This is a genomic window from Streptomyces subrutilus (assembly GCF_008704535.1).
Lineage (GTDB): Bacteria > Actinomycetota > Actinomycetes > Streptomycetales > Streptomycetaceae > Streptomyces > Streptomyces subrutilus.
On the sequence record NZ_CP023701.1, the window covers coordinates 108903 to 124913 of the forward strand.

17 protein-coding genes are annotated in these 16011 nt (G+C 72.4%); 2 read left to right on the forward strand and 15 right to left on the reverse strand.

The annotated features are described in order from the left end of the window. Positions 1-175: 175 nt before the first annotated feature. The 12 genes from CP968_RS00490 to CP968_RS00550 all read right to left on the reverse strand — a co-directional run bounded on the left by CP968_RS00490 (position 176) and on the right by CP968_RS00550 (position 11478). Positions 176-1126 carry an alpha/beta hydrolase gene (locus tag CP968_RS00490; protein ID WP_150516098.1) on the reverse strand — a complete coding sequence of 317 codons (951 nt, stop codon included), beginning with the start codon at positions 1124-1126 and terminating at the stop codon, positions 176-178. Continuing rightward, on the reverse strand, positions 1123-1845 hold the full coding sequence (locus CP968_RS00495) for an indole-3-glycerol-phosphate synthase (protein ID WP_150516099.1): 723 nt from the start codon (positions 1843-1845) through the stop codon (positions 1123-1125). The genes CP968_RS00490 and CP968_RS00495 overlap by 4 nt, the downstream gene beginning before the upstream one ends. Next, a complete protein-coding gene (locus CP968_RS00500; protein WP_150516100.1) occupies positions 1842-2579 on the reverse strand; it encodes a phosphoribosylanthranilate isomerase in 738 nt (245 codons plus the stop codon). The genes CP968_RS00495 and CP968_RS00500 overlap by 4 nt, the downstream gene beginning before the upstream one ends. After that, on the reverse strand, positions 2576-3721 hold the full coding sequence (locus CP968_RS00505; RefSeq protein ID WP_150516101.1) for an acyl-CoA dehydrogenase family protein: 1146 nt from the start codon (positions 3719-3721) through the stop codon (positions 2576-2578). The genes CP968_RS00500 and CP968_RS00505 overlap by 4 nt, the downstream gene beginning before the upstream one ends. A 53-nt stretch (positions 3722-3774) precedes the next feature. Further along, entirely contained in the window at positions 3775-4149 is a 375-nt protein-coding gene (locus tag CP968_RS00510; RefSeq protein ID WP_150516102.1) for an ectoine synthase, read from the reverse strand. 68 nt (positions 4150-4217) lie between these two features. Beyond that, the gene (gene trpA / locus CP968_RS00515) at positions 4218-5060 is read right to left on the reverse strand and encodes a tryptophan synthase subunit alpha (protein WP_150516103.1); all 843 of its coding nucleotides are present in this window, start codon (positions 5058-5060) and stop codon (positions 4218-4220) included. After that, complete coding sequence (locus CP968_RS00520) at positions 5053-6093, reverse strand: hypothetical protein (protein WP_150516104.1); 1041 nt, start codon at positions 6091-6093, stop codon at positions 5053-5055. Before CP968_RS00520 ends, trpA begins: the two co-directional genes overlap by 8 nt. A 239-nt stretch (positions 6094-6332) precedes the next feature. Then, entirely contained in the window at positions 6333-6590 is a 258-nt protein-coding gene (locus CP968_RS00530; RefSeq protein WP_150516105.1) for a phosphopantetheine-binding protein, read from the reverse strand. Beyond that, complete coding sequence (locus tag CP968_RS00535; protein ID WP_150516106.1) at positions 6587-8137, reverse strand: AMP-binding protein; 1551 nt, start codon at positions 8135-8137, stop codon at positions 6587-6589. The genes CP968_RS00530 and CP968_RS00535 overlap by 4 nt, the downstream gene beginning before the upstream one ends. Continuing rightward, positions 8134-8979: a MaoC family dehydratase gene (locus CP968_RS00540; RefSeq protein WP_150516107.1), complete on the reverse strand. Its 846-nt coding sequence runs from the start codon at positions 8977-8979 to the stop codon at positions 8134-8136. The genes CP968_RS00535 and CP968_RS00540 overlap by 4 nt, the downstream gene beginning before the upstream one ends. Further along, a complete protein-coding gene (locus tag CP968_RS00545; protein ID WP_150516108.1) occupies positions 8976-10229 on the reverse strand; it encodes a beta-ketoacyl-[acyl-carrier-protein] synthase family protein in 1254 nt (417 codons plus the stop codon). The genes CP968_RS00540 and CP968_RS00545 overlap by 4 nt, the downstream gene beginning before the upstream one ends. Positions 10230-10266: 37 nt before the next feature. Further along, a complete protein-coding gene (locus tag CP968_RS00550; RefSeq protein ID WP_150516109.1) occupies positions 10267-11478 on the reverse strand; it encodes an aminotransferase class I/II-fold pyridoxal phosphate-dependent enzyme in 1212 nt (403 codons plus the stop codon). A gap of 315 nt (positions 11479-11793) precedes the next feature. Between CP968_RS00550 and CP968_RS00555 the strand changes: the two genes are divergently transcribed. After that, positions 11794-12696 carry an AfsR/SARP family transcriptional regulator gene (locus tag CP968_RS00555; protein WP_150516110.1) on the forward strand — a complete coding sequence of 301 codons (903 nt, stop codon included), beginning with the start codon at positions 11794-11796 and terminating at the stop codon, positions 12694-12696. A 211-nt stretch (positions 12697-12907) separates the two neighbouring features. On the opposite strand, the gene CP968_RS00560 is transcribed toward CP968_RS00555, so the two are convergent. Genes CP968_RS00560 through CP968_RS00570 form a run of 3 tightly spaced genes read right to left on the reverse strand, consistent with a single transcriptional unit; the run spans position 12908 to position 14909 of the window. Further along, complete coding sequence (locus CP968_RS00560; protein WP_150516111.1) at positions 12908-13660, reverse strand: SDR family NAD(P)-dependent oxidoreductase; 753 nt, start codon at positions 13658-13660, stop codon at positions 12908-12910. After that, positions 13657-14643, reverse strand: a complete 987-nt coding sequence (locus CP968_RS00565) for a 3-oxoacyl-ACP synthase III family protein (RefSeq protein ID WP_150516112.1) — start codon at positions 14641-14643, stop codon at positions 13657-13659. The genes CP968_RS00560 and CP968_RS00565 overlap by 4 nt, the downstream gene beginning before the upstream one ends. Before the next feature lie 11 nt (positions 14644-14654). Beyond that, positions 14655-14909 carry a hypothetical protein gene (locus CP968_RS00570; RefSeq protein WP_073920488.1) on the reverse strand — a complete coding sequence of 85 codons (255 nt, stop codon included), beginning with the start codon at positions 14907-14909 and terminating at the stop codon, positions 14655-14657. Positions 14910-15113: 204 nt separating this feature from the next. Here CP968_RS00570 and CP968_RS00575 point away from each other — a divergent pair, with 204 nt between their 5' ends. Continuing rightward, on the forward strand, positions 15114-16007 hold the full coding sequence (locus tag CP968_RS00575) for a class I SAM-dependent methyltransferase (protein WP_150516113.1): 894 nt from the start codon (positions 15114-15116) through the stop codon (positions 16005-16007). Positions 16008-16011: the final 4 nt, after the last annotated feature.

Genomic DNA, 16011 nt, shown 5'->3' on the forward strand with positions numbered 1-16011 from the left:
CGGCGGGTCGAGGGGCGGCGGGTTCGGGGCACGGTCCCCGGGCCCGCCGCCTTCGTGCGTACGGGTGCGGGGCGGGGGTCGGTGCGGTCCGCCGGCGGGTGGGGGCATGCCGAGGGGCCGTACCCGCGGTGGGGGTACGGCCCGTCGGTGGGTGGTGCGCGGTGGGCGGTGGGGTTCAGGGGGCGCCGGCGGAGCGGAGGCAGTCCTCCAGGAAGGCCAGGGCGCGCAGGTGGTAGGGGGTGGCGGCGTGGCCGAGGCTGACGTTGTGGCCGGCGGCTGCGAGGTGGTCGACGGTGACCGAGGGGGACGCGGTCAGGCGGGCGGCCATCGCGGAGAGGGTGGGGGTGTCCAGGTGCCACCAGGCCTCGTGTTCGGCGAAGGTGAGGCGGACGGGGATGCGGACGTCGGGGGCGAGGGCTTCGAACTGGAGGGGCCAGTGGATGGTTTCGGCTGATTCGCGGGGCGGGGTGGGGGCCAGGAGGGCCCGGCTGGCCTGGAAGGTGCCGCGGGGGTAGAGGCCCAGGGGGCCCCAGTTGAGTTTGGTGGCGCCGCCGCCGAGGGTCGAGGGGAAGTGCAGGGCCTCGGGGTTGTAGTGGTAGCCGGTGCCGGAGGTGTCGAGGCCGAGGAGGGGTACGGAGCCGGTGGTGGCGGCGGTGTGCAGGGCGACCTTGCCGCCGTCGGAGTGGCCCAGGAGGAAGACGCCGGCGCCGGTGTCGTGGGTGCGGGCGTGTTCCTTGAGGCCGGCGTGGAGGGTCTGGGCCTGTTCGGCGAGGGTCTGGCCGTCGGGCAGGAGGTCGGCGGAGTCGCCGTAGCCGGGGCGGTCCACGGCCAGGACGGTGTGGCCCAGGGCGGTGGCGAGGGGGATGAAGGAGTTCCAGTAGGCGGCGCGCATGCCGCGGCCGTGGATCGCCAGGATGGTGGAGCGGGGCGGGCCGGGGGTGGCCGGCCGGGCCAGGAGCGCGGAGAGCGGGACGCCGCCGGCGTCCAGTACGTGGCGCTCGCACCGGTGGCCGGGCCCGGCCGCGGCGGCTGGGGCCGCGGCCGGGATCGGGGTGGTGGTCGGGGTGGTGGTCGGGGCCGTCGCCGTGGGGGCGGGTGCGGTGCGGGTGGGTGTGGTGGTGGTCATCGCAGGGCCAGCCCCTTGCGGGTGGCGGCGACCTCGTCGACCCACTGGGCGGGCGAGCCGGTGCGCAGCAGGGAGGTGCCGACGAGGAGGCCGCCGAAGCCGGCGTCGAGGAGGGCGGCGGCGGTGGCGGGGGTGTCGATGCCGCTGGCGCTGACCGGGCAGGCGGCGCCGGCGGCGCGGACGGCGGGGAGCAGGTCCAGGGAGCGGCCCAGGTCGCCGGCGCCGCGTTCGCGGGTCTTGATGTCCTTGTTGTTGACGGCGATGACGCAGGCCTCGGGGTGGTGGACGGAGGCGAGTTCGGCTTCCGTGGTGATCTCGACGAAGGGGGTCAGCCCGGTGAGCAGGCATTCGGTGACCAGGGTGCGCATGCTGGAGGCGGGCAGCAGGGCGGCGGTCAGCAGGACGGCGGAGGCGCCGAGTTCGCGGGCGGTGCGGATCTGGTCCTTGCGGGTGATGAAGTCCTTCTGCAGGATCGGCAGTCCGGTCAGGGCGGCGACGTCGCGCAGCAGGGCGGGCGAGCCGCCGAACCAGCGGCCGGTGACCACCGAGATGCAGGGGGCGCCGGCCGTTTCGTAGGCCTCCACGATGGCGGCGGGGGTGCGGCCGCCGAGCATGTCGTAGCCGTGGGCGTCGCGGCGTTTGACCTCCATCACCACGGGCGTCGGGGAGGCGAGGAGGGCCTCGAGAAAAGGGAGGCCGGTCCGGTTGGGGTCGGTCATCGTGACAGCTCCAGCGGGGGGTGGTCGGGGACGGTGGGGCGGGTGCGCCAGGCGCGGGCCAGGGCGGTGATCTGGGGGACGCCGAAGCGTCCGGTGGTCCGGTCGCGGGCGGCGGTGTCGACGTCGATGCCGCGGAATCCGGGGTGGTCGGCGACGTCGCGGTAGGCGGGGCGGTTGTCGGGGGTGAGGCCGCCGGCGAGGAGGAAGGGGCGGGTCAGTCGGGGCAGCAGGGCGGTGATGTGGTCGGGGTCCAGGGTGTGGCCGGTGCTGCCGATGCGGCCGTCGCCGGTGGCGGTGTCGAGGAGGAACAGGTCGGTGCCGGCGCGTCCGTAGGCGCCGATCAGGGGGCGTTCCACGCAGCCGCCGTCCTCTTGGACGTGGAGGACCTTGACGATGCCGGTGTGCTCGGGCAGGGCCTGGCGCAGGGTCCGGACGAGGGCGGGGGGCTGGTAGGCGTGGAGCTGGACCCAGCCGACGCCGGTGTGCCGCACGAGGTCGGCGAGGGCACCGGCGTCGGACAGGAAGGTCACCAGGACCGGGAGGAGGCCGGCCGAACGGGCCGCCGCCGCGAGGGCGGCGAGCCCGTTCGGGTCCAGTTCGGACGGGCCGCCGGGTACGCCGTGCCAGAGGCCGACGCAGTCCGCCCCGGCGGCCGCGGCCGCCTCGATGTCCTGCGGGGTGGTGGCCCCGCAGACCTTCAGGAGGGTCTGGGACGGGGGGTGGGTGGTGGTCACTTGCCCAGGCCCAGCATCGAGGCGATGCGGTTGTACTGGATCTCGTTGGTGCCGGAGTAGATGGTGCCGCCCAGGGCGTTGCGCACGTCCTGTTCGAGGCCGTACTCCGTCATGTAGCCGTGGCCGCCGAAGATCTGTACGGCGGTGAGGCTGGTGGCGAGGTTGCTCTCGCTGGTGACGAGTTTGGCGATGGCGAGGTCGGTGGTGACGTTCTCGCCGGCCTGGAGCTTCTCGCCGGTGTCGTAGAGCCACTTGCGGGCGGTTTCCAGCTGGATCTTCGTGTCGACGATCTTGTTGGCGATCGTCTGGTACGAACCGATCGCCTTTCCGAAGGACTTGCGGGTCCTCGCGTAGTCGACGCAGCGTTGCAGCCGGTGTTGCATCTCGCCCACGTTGACGATGAAGGAGAAGAGGATCTCCCGTTTCATCACGTGGTCCAGGACCAGGAAGCCGCCGCCGACCCGGCCGAGGACCGCGCTTCGGGGGACGCGTACGTCGTCGAAGAACAGTTCGCTGATCGGGGAGGTGCGCAGGCCCATCTTCTTGATGGGTTTGCCGACGGTCAGTCCGGGGGTGTTGCGGTCCACGAGGAAGGCGGTGGTTCCCAGCGGGCCGCCGTCGGGGTGGGTGCGGGCGTAGACGACGATGACGTCGGCGACGGGGCCGTTGCTGACGAAGACCTTGCTGCCGTTGATGACGTAGTCGTCGCCGTCGCGCAGGGCGCGGGTGGTCATCGCCATGGCGTCGGATCCGCCCTCGGCCTCGGTGATGGCGTGGGCGCCGATCGCCTCTCCGGAGCAGATCTGGGGCAGGTAGCGCTCTTTCTGCTCGATGGTGCCGAACTGCTGCAGCGGGATTCCGGTGGAGCAGATGGAGGTGGTGACGGAGAAGCTCAGGCCCGCGTCGCGGTTGTACTCTCCGAGGCCTTCCAGGACGTACATGGTGGTCAGGAGGGACTGTCCGAGGCCTCCGTAGTCCTCGTCGAAGGGCAGTGAGAGGATTCCGGTCTTCTGGACGAGCTTCCACTTGTCCTCGGAGAAGGCGGACTGCTCGTCGAGTTCGATGTGGTCTGCGCTGAGTGCGTCTCCCCACCGCTCCAGGCCGTCGCGCAGATCGGCCTGGTCGGCGTTCCAACGGATCACGAGGACCCCTTTGATTCGGTCGGTGTTCGGGACGGTGGCGCCGCGGGGGCGTCTCAGTAGGCGGAGGAGCTGTGGGCGTCGAGGCTGTGGACCTCGTCGCCGCGCAGGGCCGGCGAGAAGACGCAGACCAGGCGCAGGTCCTCGTGCGGGCTGGCGACGAGGTAGTGGGCGTCGTGCTGGTCGAGGGCGTACATGCGGCCCGGGACGATCTCGTGGGAGGTGCCGTCGAGTTCGATGACCTCGCCGGAGCCGCCGATGCAGTAGCAGGCCTCCAGGTGGTTGACGTACTCCAGGCGGGACTTGGTGCCGGCCAGGACGGTGGTGTCGGTGAGCGAGTAGCCCAGGCCGTCCTGGGCGAGGAGGAAGCGGCGGCTGAGGCCGTTGCCCCACTCGACGGTCTTCACGGACTCGATGTCGCGAACGATCATGGCGGTCTCCCGGTGTGTGGGTGGTGCGTGGACGGTTCGGATGAGGGGTGGAGCGGTGGGTGGTGCGGTCAGGCGGTCGGTGCGGGCAGGACGGAGCGGACGAAGTCGCGGAAGGCCTCGGTGACGTCGAGGCCGGCGTCCTGTGCCCGTTCCACGGCCGCCACCGCGGCGGAGCCGATGATCGCCGCGTCGGCGCCGGAGGCTCCGACGGCCTGGACGTCCTGCCGTGTGCTGACCCCGAAGCCGACGGCGATCGGGGAGTCGGTGTGGGCCCGCAGGTCGGTGACCGTCTGGGCCAGGGCGGCGTGTCCGGCGCCCGGTGCGGTGCCGCTGCGCCCGTAGTGGGCCACCAGGTAGAGGTAGGCGGAGGCGTGTGCGGCGGCCTGCGCCTGGGTGGCGGGCGGGCTCTTGGTGTAGCAGGTGGTGACGACGGGCAGGCCGGCCGCGGCGGCCGTTTCCAGGTGCGCGGCGCGCAGTCGGGGGGGCAGCGCGTGGATGAGGAGTCCGTCGGCGCCGGCGGCGGCGATGTCGCGGGTGGCGTCGGCCAAGTCGCGGTGTTTGAGGGAGTGGCTCCAGTCGGCGAGCAGGGCGATCCGCAGGTGGGCGAGGCGGGGGCGGACGTCGGCGATGAAGGCGAGTACGTCGTCGAGGTCGGCGCCGCCCCGGTCCAGGGCGCGGCGGGCGGAGCGCCGGATGACGGGTCCGTCGGTGACCGAGTCGGGGAAGGGGACGGCCAGTTCGAGGCAGTCGACTCCTTCCTCGTCGAGCATGAGGACGAGGTCCTTCAGGACGGGCAGGGGCGGGTCGCCGGCGTTGAGGAAGAGGGCGAGGCCGGGCGGGCCGCCGGGGGTGCGGCGGGTGAAGAAGGGGGCGGGGGCCCGGGTGGCGGCGGGGGTGGCGAGGTCAGGCATGGGCCACCGCCAGGGGGCGGGGTGCGGCGGGGGCGGCGAGGCGCAGGGCCAGGTCGTGGGCGGCGCCGGAGCGTACGGCGGCTTCGGCGACGGCGACGGCGGAGGGCCAGTCGCGGCGGGTGCCGGAGGCGACGAGGAGGGCGGCGGCGCCGAGGCAGACGGTGCGGGTGGCGACCCGGCCGGCGGTGCCGGACAGGACGGAGCGGAAGTGGGCGGGGGCGTCGGCGGGGTCGGCGGGCCGCAGGTCGCCGAAGGAGCCGTCGCCGGGGGTGAGTTCGCCGGGGCGGATGGTACGGGTGCGGGTGGTGTCCTCGTGGACGGTGTTGGTGGCGAAGGGCAGCAGTTCGTCGGCTCCGGTGTCGTTGGAGACGAGCCAGATGCGGCGGGTGGTGGTGGTCGCGGCGAGGGCGCGCAGGGTGTCGAGGGGGGCGGTGGCCGAGACGCCGGTGACCTGGGCGGTGACGGGCAGGTCGGCGAGGAAGGGGCCCAGGGCGTTGAGGAACCGGCCGAAGGGTTTCATGCCGTGGGGGGCCGCGGTGCGGGCGAGGCGGGTGAGTTGCGGCGGGTAGACGTAGGGGCCGGCGAAGGCGATGCCGTGGGCGGCGAGGGTGTCCTCGGTGTGGGCGTGGGAGGAGGTGAGGCGGATGCCGAGGCGTTCGAGGAGGTCGACGGAGCCGAGCGAGCTGGTGTAGGCGCGTGATCCGGTCTTGACGACCTTGACTCCGGCGGCGGCGGCGACGAACGCGGAGGCGGTGGAGATGTTGAAGGTCCTGGGTCCGCCGCCGGTGCCGACGACGTTGACGGTGCCTTCCCAGGGGGTGGTGGCCGCCGGGGCCGGCCGGCGCTCGGTGAGCGAGTCCAGCAGGTGGCGCAGGGTCTGGTGGTCGGGGAGCCGGCTGGTCAGGGAGGCCAGCAGGGCGAGGACCTGGGCCTGGTCGATCTGGCGGTCGGCGAGCTGGTCCCACCAGGACCGCCAGGTGGCGAGGCCGACCGGGGCTTGGCTCTCCAGCAGGCCGGTGAGTGCGTCGTGCACGCTCGGGCTCCGTCTCGTCTGCGTCGGGATGTCGGGCTGTGGTGGCGTGGTGCGGGGGCGGGGCGGGTCAGGGGTGTGGGGGGCGGGGCCCGCGGCGTCCGGCGGGTGCGGTCGCCAGGCGGAACATCGCGGCTCGTACGTGGGCGATGTGGCAGCGCAGGGGGCGTGCGTGCCAGGCGCCGCGGGCCCGGTGGGTGCCTCCCCGCCACAGTGGGGGGAGGGAGGAGGCGGCCACGGTGCTAGGCGGCGGCGGTGCGCCGGGCGTGGGTGATGAAGGTGTCGATGGCCTCGACGCTGCGGAAGTTGTTGGGGTCCAGGTCCTCGTCGCCGATGGCGAGCTCGAAGCGGTCCTCGACCCAGGCGATGAGCTTGAGGACGCCCAGGCTGTCGATGACCCCGTCGTTGAGGAGGTCGTGCTCGACGGCGAGTTCGGCGGCGGGGGTGCCCGGGAGGAACTCGGTGATGACGAAGTTCTTGATGGTGTCGATGTTGCTCATGACGGGATTCCTTCGGCGATCGGTGTGGCGACGGGTGTGGTGGGGCTGAGCTGGTCGATCCGGTCGAGCTGGTCGAGCTGTCTGCGGTCGACCTTTCCGGTGGCCGTCTTGGGCAACGGCTCGTCGGTGAGGGTGAGTTGGTGGGGTATGGCGGCCCTGGGCAGGTGGCGGGCGCAGTGGGTGCGCAGTTGCAGGCCGGTCAGGGTGGAGCCGGGGGCGCGCTGGACGGCGGCGACGAGGCGTTTGCCGGCGAGGGCGTCGGGCAGGGCGGCGACGCCGGCTTCCAGGACGTCGGGGTGTTCCTGCAGGACGCGTTCGATCTCGGCGGTGTTGACGGCGACGCCGCGGACCTTGACCTGGAAGTCGGTGCGTCCGGTCAGGTGCAGGGTGCCGGTGGCGTCGCGGCGCACGAGGTCGCCGGTGCGGAACCAGCGGTGGTCGTCCAGGCCCAGGGGGTGGGCGGTGAACTTGTCGGCGTGGCGGGTGCGGTCGAGGTAGCCGCGGGCCTGGAAGGGGGTGGAGACGAAGAGCTCTCCGCTGCCGGGGCCCTCGACGGGGGTGTGGGTGTCGGGGTCGAGGATCAGGGCCCGTACGCCGGGCAGCGGGCGGCCGATGGGGACGGGCGGGAAGGTGGTGGCGGTGGTGTCGAGCTCGTGGACGAAGCTGTCGTTGGTCTCGGTGCAGCCGTAGATGTTGTGGATGCGGGCCCGGGGGAAGAGGGCGGGCAGGGCGGCCAGGGTGCGGTCGGGGATGGCGTCGCCGGTGAACATGACGTGGTCGACGCCGGGGAAGGTGTCGCCGGTCTTGGCTGCGGCGTCCTGGAGCAGTCCGAAGGCCATGGGGACGGCCTGGACGATGTGGACGCGGTGGCGCAGGACCAGGTCGCGCAGGTGGCGGCCGTGGGCGGCGAGGGCGGGGTCGACCAGGACGACGCGGCCGCCGCGGGCCAGGGTGGTCCACACGTCGAGGAGGCAGAGGTCGAAGTTGAGGGGGGCGTAGTTCAGGACGGTGCGGCCGGGTCCGATGTCGAAGGCGGCGGCGGCCCAGCGGGTGAAGCGGTCCACGGCGCCCAGCGACAGCGGGACGATCTTGGGGAGGCTGGTGGAGCCGGAGGTGGTGAGCATGAGGGCCACGTCGGCGGCCTCGTCGGCCGGCAGCGGCTGGGCGGTGGTGGCGGGGTTGGGGGCGAGCCGGGCGGGGGCTCCGCCGGGGGCCAGGACGAGGGCGCAGCCGGCCTGGGCGAAGAGGTCCGCCAGGAGGGTGTCGGCGAGGGCGGGCGAGGGCAGCAGCAGGGGGCGGTGGGCGAGGAGGCAGCCCAGGACGAGGGCGACGGTGGCGGGTGACTTGTCGGCGAGTACGCCGACCGGGACGCCGGGGGCGAGGCGGAGGCGGGCGAGGCGGTCGCGTTCGCGGCCGGCCTGCTCGTAGAGCTCGCGGTAGGTGGTCTCCTCGCCGTTGAAGACGAGGGCGGTGGCGTGGGGGCGGTCGCGGACCTGGGTGAGGAAGCCGCCCAGGAGGCCGAGTTCGACGCTTTCGGGTCGGGTCACGGGCGGTCGCCTCCGGGCTGGTCGAGCTCGATCCAGCCGCTCTTGACGGCCGCTCCCTTGGGGGTCTTGCAGGTGAAGCGGACGACGCGGGCGTCGGCGTCGGGCTGGAGGGTGATCTCCAGGGGGATGCCGGGGGGTACGGGGCCGGAGAAGCGGCAGCCCAGGCCGCGGACGGCGGTGGTGTCGCCGCCGGCGAAGCGGTCGACGGCCTCCTCGACGGCGAGGGCGACGACGCTCATGCCGTGGGCGATGACGGTGTCGAAGCCGGCGGCGCGGGCGGCCTGTTCGTCGAGGTGGATGGGGTTGAGGTCGCCGGAGGCCTGGGCGTAGGTGCTGATCCAGTCGGTGGTGAGCTGGTGTACGGCGCTGTGCGGGGTGCCGGCGCCCCGGGGGGCGGGGGCGGCGGGGCCGCCGGCGATGTCGCCGTAGGCCTCCAGCAGGGTGGCGCCGACCAGGAGGGCGGAGATGGTGAGTTCGGCGAAGGGGTCGGGGCCGTCCTCGCCGGTGAGGCGGACGCGCAGGGCGATGCGGGCGCCGCGGGCCTCCTTGCGGATGCCCCGGACGTCGAGGGCGGCGGTGACCTGTTCGCCGGGGCGCACGGGCCGGGTGGTGCGGATGTCCTGGCCGAGGTGGACGACGGAGACCGGGCCGGGTTCGGGTGCGGTCAGGGCGGCGACGGTCTGTTCGGCGAGGGTGTGGGCCAGGACGAAGGTGTGGACGGGCGAGGCCTGGCCGGGCCGGGCGGCGGGCAGCGAGGCGCGGGCGGCGTCGCGGTAGTCGGTGATCTCCGGCTCGGTGACGGTGAGGGTGCGTACCGGTGCGGGCAGGGTCAGGAGCGTCATACCGGCGCCACCACCAGCGAGGAGTTGTGGCCGCCGAACCCGAAGGAGTTCGTGAGGGCGGGTCCGGGGCGTACGGTGCGCGGTGCGCCGTGGACGACGTCGATGTCCATTCCTGGCTCCTGCTGTTCGTGGTTGGCGGTGGGCGGGACCTCGCAGTGCCGCATGGCCTGCACGGTGGCGATGAGTTCGACGGCTCCGGCGGCGCCGATGAGGTGGCCGATGACCGACTTGGGTGCGGTGACGGGGGGTTGGGCGGTGCCGAAGACCTTGGTGAGGGCGGCGGCTTCGGAGCGGTCGTTGTAGGGGGTGGAGGTGCCGTGGGCGTTGACGTGGACGATGTCGGAGGGGTCCAGGCCGGCGTCGGCGATGGCTCCGGCCATGGCGGCCGCGGCTCCCGCGCCGTCGGGCAGGGGCATCGCGAGGTGGTGGGCGTCGGCGGTGGCGGCGTAGCCGGCGATCAGGCCGTACGTCGTGGCGCCGCGGGCGCGGGCGTCCTCCAGGCGTTCCAGGACGACGAATCCGGCGCCCTCCCCCATCACGAAGCCGTCGCGGTCCTTGTCGAAGGGGCGGGAGGCGTGTTCGGGGTCGTCGTTGCGCAGGGAGACGGCGTTGAGGTTGCCGAATCCGGCGAGGGTGACGGGGGTGAGGGTGTGTTCGGCGCCGCCGGCGATGACGAGGTCGGCGCGGTGTGTCTGCAGGAGCATCAGGGCGTGGCCGATGGCGTCGGCGCCGCTGGCGCAGGTGTTGGCGACGGTGAGGGCGGGGCCGGTCCAGCCGAGGCGGATGGCGATGTGGGCGGCGGCCGCGTTGGGCATCGTCATCAGCGGCATCAGCGGGTTGACGCGGGCGGGGCCGCCCTCGGTGTAGTGGGCGGACTCCAGGTCGCTGGTGGCGCGGCCGCCGACGGCGTTGCCGACGACGATGGCGGTGCGGCCGGGTTGGGCGGTCGGCGAGCCGGCGTCGCGGTGGGCGGCGAGGGCCGCGGCGGTGCCGTAGTGGGCGAAGGGGTCCATGCGGCGGGCTTCCTTGGCCGGGACGAGTCCGGCCAGCCCTTCCAGGCCGCGGACGGTGCAGCCGATGCGCACCCGGTGGCGGCTGAGGTCGGTGTGGGTGAGGGCGGCGGCGGTGGAGCGGCCGGCGCGCAGCGTGTCCCACAGTGCGTCCGGGGTGCACCCGCCGGGGGTGACCACGCCCATACCGGTGATGGCTACGGGCGGCTGCGCCGAACTGCCCCTGGACGGTGAAGACATGTCTGCTCCCTTGGGCGTGCTTCGCGTCGTTGGGCGGTCAGATGATGCGGCACTCGCGGGCCGACTTGATGAAGGCCTCGGCCGCGAATTCGAGGTCGGCCTTGGTGTGGGCGGCGGTGATGGCGATGCGCAGCCGGGCCAGGTCGTTGGGGACGGCCGGGGTGACGACGGGGAGGCCGATGACGCCGTTCTTGCGGCAGACGGTGGCGTAGTCGTAGGCGGCGGTGTCGGATCCGGCGATGACGGGGACGACGGCGGTCTCGCTGTCGACGGTGGACATGCCGGCCTCGTGGAGGGTGGTGCGGAAGCGCTCGGACTCCTGCTGGATGAACTCCACGCGCTCCGGTTCGCGCTGCAGGATGCGCAGGGACTCCAGGGCGGCGGCGGACTGGGCGGGGCCCAGGGCGGCGGAGAAGAGGAAGGGGCGGGCGGCGTACTTGAGGTGGTGGATGAGTTCGGCGGAGCCGGCGACCCAGCCGCCCATGGAGGGGATGGCCTTGGAGAGGGTGCCGAGCTTGACGTCGACCTTCACCTCGTAGTCGAAGTGCTCCTCGATGCCCTTGCCGGTGGCGCCGATGACGCCGAGGGCGTGGGCCTCGTCGACCATGAGGAGGGCGTTGTGGGCGTCGCAGACCTTGCGCAGATCGACGAGGGGGGCGATGTCGCCGTCCATGGAGTAGACGCTGTCGACGATGACCAGGCGGACGCCGGTGTCGGGGGCGGCGGCCAGGCGGCGCTCCAGGTGGGCGACGTCGTTGTGGCGGAAGCGGGTGACGGTGGCGCCGGAGAGCTTGCAGCCGTCGACGATGCTGGCGTGGTCGTACTTGTCGATGAAGACGGTGTCGCCGGGGCCGACGATCGCGCCGACGGTGCCGACGTTCGCCGCGTAGCCGGAGCCGAAGACGAGGGCCTGCTCGCGGCCGGCGAACTTGGCGACCTCGGCTTCGAGTTCCTCGTGCAGCGGGGTGGATCCGGCCAGGGCGCGCACCCCGTGGTTGCCGGTGCCGTAGCGGTCGACGGCGGCCTTGGCGGCCGAGACGACGCGCTCGTCGCCGGCGAGTCCGAGGTAGCTGTAGCCGGACATCATCAGCAGGCGCTGGCCGTCCTGGTCCGCGTAGGCGGAGTCCCGCTCGACGGTGTAGGCGACGAAGCTGTTCTTGCGGTTGGGCTCGTACTCCAGGGACCGGACGCGGTCGCGGAAGTAGGCCAGCTTCGGTTCGAGTCGGCTCCAGGCAGCGGATGCGTTCACGTGCTTCTCCTCGTGGCGATCGTCCGGCGGACCCGGAACTCCATCTGCGCTCCGCCGTTGTTCCGGCGGGGCTCTAGTGGAATTCCATTAAGACTCGGGGGGCGCAATAGCGGCGCAAGAGCGGGACACCGGCCGGAGTGGAGCGGGACCACAGTGGGGCTTGACGCGACGAGGAAATGCGCCGGGACCTGGGGTTTTATTCGCGGGGGAATGTTGGCGGCCGCTGTTGACATGCGGAGACGGCCCGCCGGTATCCTCTGAATCGCACGAGCTAGGGGGACACGGCCGGAAGCCGACCGTTTCGGAGAGTGCATAGTGCTGATCAGACTGATAGGTCTTGTCACGATCGAGCCGGACGGAGCACCGCCTCAACACCTCTCGAGCGCCCAGGCGCAGGTCGCGTTCGCCCGGCTGTTGCTGGAGCGGGCCGGGGGCACGGACCGTGACCAGTTGGCCGAGACGGTGTGGCCCGAGGGCCTGCCGGACACGTGGGCGTCGGCGCTGCGCAGCATCGTCAGCCGGGTGCGTACCTTCGTCACGACGCCGCAGGACAAGCCGGGGGCTCCTCCCCTGGTGGCGCAGGGCGGCCGGTACCTGTTGCGGGTGCCGCGCGACGCGGCGGTGGACGTGGAGGTCGCGGAGACCGCGGTGGGCGAGGCGGGCGAGGCGTACGCGGAGGGCGCCTTCGCGGTGGCCCAGCAGCTGGCGGCCGGTGCGGTGTCGAACCTGCGGGGTTCGTTCCTGCCCTCGCACGAGGGCGAGTGGGTGAACGCGATGCGCGAGCAGTTGGAGGAGCTGCGGCTGAAGGCGCTGGAGACGGCGAGCCTGGCGTCCTCGGCGCTGGGCGACGAGCACCACGCGCTGCGGTACGCGGAGGAGGCGGTGCGCCGGGCGCCGTTCCGGGAGAGTGCCTACCGCTGCCGGATGGCGGCGCACACGCGGGCCGGCAACCGGGCGGAGGCGTTGCGCAGTTACCAGCAGTTGCGGGAGGTGCTGGCGGAGGAGCTGGGCATCGATCCGGCGCCGGAGACGGAGGCGGCGTACCTGGAGCTGCTGCGGACGCCGGAGCCGCGGCCGCGGGTGCGGTCCGCGACCTGCCTGGACCCGGTGCTGATGGGGGTGTTCGAGGTGGACCTGCGGGCGCCGGCGCCGCGGCCGTGCTCGCTGGCCGACCACGGGTGCGTGACGCATCCGACGGTCTCCTCCCCCGCCGCCTGACCCCGTCCGCGGCCCGTACGCCGAAGGCCGCCCCCGCGATCCGATCGCGGGGGCGGCCTTCGGCGTGCGCGCGGGTGCGCCGTACCGCGTCCGGGCGGTTCCGCGGGCCGGGCGGCGGGCGGGCGGGCGGCGGGGGCGGGACGGGGACGGCGGAGCGGCCCCGGCCTCCCTGGGGGGGGTGGGAGGCCGGGGCCGGGCGGGGCAGCGGGGGTCAGGTGATGGAGACCCCGCTGTCGATGCTGATGACCTGGCCGGTCATGCAGTCCTGGTCGAGGAAGAGGGCCGCGCTGCGGGCGACCTCCTCGACGGTGACGAACCGCGGGATGGGGGCCTTGTCCTCCATGCCCTCGATGACCCGGTCGGGAAGGGTGTTGGTCATTCCCGTGATCATGAAGCCGGGTGACAGCGCGTTGACGGTGACCCCGCGCCGGCCGCACTCCGAGGCGAGGGTGCGGGTGAAGCCGATCAGGCCCGCCTTGGAGGCCGAGTACGCCGTCTGGCCGGCGGTCGCGATGATGCCCGAGGGGGACACGATGTTGATCACGCGGCCCCAGCGCTGGCGCAGCATGTGCGGCACCGAGACGCGGGCGGTGTGGAAGGAGCCGATCAGGTTGGTCTGGATGACCTGGGCCCAGTCGGCCGGGTTCTGCATGGCCATCAGGCTGTCCTTGCGGATGGCGCCGTTGTTGACCAGGACGTCCACGGGGCCGAGTTCGGCGGTGATGTGGGCGTGGAGGGCCTGGGTGGCCTCCCACGATCCGACGTCGCCGGTGACCAGCACCGAGGGGTTGGTCAGCTTCTCGCGGACGGCCTCGGCGGCCTCCTTGGAGCTGTTGTAGTGGACGGCGACCCGGCAGCCCAGGGCGTCGAGTTCCAGCGCCAGGGCCTGGCCGAGGCCGCCCGAGGCGCCGGTCACGAGCGCGACCGGGGAGTCCGGGCGCTTGCCCGCTCCGTTCTTGCTCATGCCGCGACACCGCCCCATTCCATCAGGATCGATCCCCAGGTCATGCCGGCTCCGAAGCCGGCCAGCAGGACCTTGTCGCCGGCCTTGATGCGGCCCTCTTCGAGGGCCTCGGTCAGCGCGATGGGGATCGACGCCGAGGCCGTGTTGCCGTACTTCTGCAGGTTGGTGATCAGTGCTTCGGGCCGCAGCCCGGTGTGCGAGAGGATCGAGTTGATGATCCTGATGTTGGCCTGGTGCGGGACGACGTGGTCGATGTCGGCCGCGTCGACCTTGGCGCTCTCCAGCGTCTCGCGGACCGTGCGCACGGTGTAGCGGACGGCGTTGAGGTAGATCTCGTTGCCGTTGATCTGCGCGTAGTGCAGGCCCGCGTCCAGGGTCTCCTGGGTGGTGGGCATCCGGCTGCCGCCGGCGAGGACCTTGAGGGAGCCGGTGCAGGCGCCGTCGGCGCCCAGGTTCCAGGCCTTGACCCGGTTCTCGGCGCCCGGTTGCAGGACGACGGCGCCGGCGCCGTCCCCGACGAGGATGGACAGGTCCCGGTCGGCCGGGTTGGCCGTCAGGGTGTGGGTGTCGGAGCCGATGAGCAGGATCGGGCGGGGGTCGATGGCGATGAGTGCCATCGCCGACACCAGCCCGTAGACGAAGCCCGCGCACTCGGAGTTGACGTCGTGCGCGCTCCCGGAGATGCCCAGTTCGTGGTGGACGAACGCGGACGTCGCCGGGGAGGGCTGCTCGGGCGTGGCGGTCGCCACGATGAGGTGGGCGATGTCGGCGCCGGTCAGACCCGCTTTGTCCAGCGCGCGCCGGCCGGCCTCGACGGCCAGGGAGGCGGTGGTCTGCCCCGGGTTGACCGCCCGCCGCTCGCGGATCCCGCAGCGGCTGACGACCCAGTGCTCGTCGACACCGAACCGTTCGGCGAGCTCGGCACTGGTGACGATGCGTTCGGGTACGGACATGCCCCACCCGGTGATGTCGAAGCCGGTCACGTCACCCCCCGCTACGCCTGAGCCGGGGCGAGGTCGACGATCTTCGCGTACACGTCACGCAGGGTGGTCGTGTCGTCGAGGTCGGCGAAGAGCGACTCGTCGGCCGGGATGTGCGGGTACTGGTTCTGGAATCCGTACAGCCACTCCATCAGGTCCAGCGAGTCGACGTCCGCGATGTGCTGGAGCGGGGCGTCGGGGCTGACCTCTGCGGCACCAGAAACGGCCTCGAGCTGGCTCGCCAGTTCTTCGATGGTGGGCAGCGACATGGGGTCGGTCCTCTCTCGGCAATGCAACTCGGCAGTGCGTGTCTGTTTTCGAGAGTGATGAAATCCCCGCCCCCGCAAGGAAGCCGCAACACGGGACGTTGGCGTGAATGCGGTCCGTCTTGCGCCCGCCTTGCGGGGCATCGGGTTTCCTCGGACGCGAATTAGGAAATACGGCCCGCCGGACACGCAGGAAAGAGGATCAGGATGACAACGGTCGCCCCCAAGTCGGTGGACCCCGAGGTCGATGCGATCAGGCACCACTACGAGGTCAGCAACGATTTCTACCGGCTCCTGCTGGGCCCCTCGATGATGTACTCCGGCGGTTACTGGGAGGCCGGCGAGGACCTCAACGCCGCGCTCGACGAGGCGCAGTACCGCAAGCTCGACAAGTTCGCGGAGCTCGCGAACGTCACCCCGGCCACCGGGCGCGTCCTGGACATCGGCTGCGGCTGGGGCACGATGCTCAACCGCCTCACCACCGTGCACGGCGCGGAGCGGGCCGTGGGCCTGACCCTGTCGCGTACGCAGGAGGCCTTCATCGACGGCCTCGGCAACCCGAAGATCACCACGCTGGTGCAGAGCTGGGCCGACTACAAGGTCGCCGACGACAGCGAGAAGTACGACGCGGCGTTCTGCATCAACGCGCTGGAGCACTTCGTGTCCTCCAACCTGCCGCCCAAGGAGCGCACCAAGCGCTACCGGTACTTCTTCCAGCAGGTCGCGAACGCCCTGAACCCGGGTGCGAAGTTCGTGCTGCACACGATGACGGCCGAGGCGCTGCCGATGAACCGGGCGCTGCTGGACGACCTGAAGTTCCTGCAGCGCTCCGAGTTCGAGGGTTGCCACATCCCGCACCTGAGCGAGCTGAGCGCGGCGGCCGAGGGCCTCTTCGAGATCGACGAGGTCGTCAACGAGCGCGAGTCGTTCGCGATGGCGTGCCGGGCGTGGCTGGTGCTGCTGGCGGAGCGCCGGGACGAGGCCGTGGCCCTGGAGGGCGAGGAGGTCGTCTCGCGCTTCGAGCGCTACCTGGACATCTTCGCGTACACCCTCGAGGACAAGTTCTTCAACAACTTCCGCGTCACCATCACGCGCCGCTAAGGGA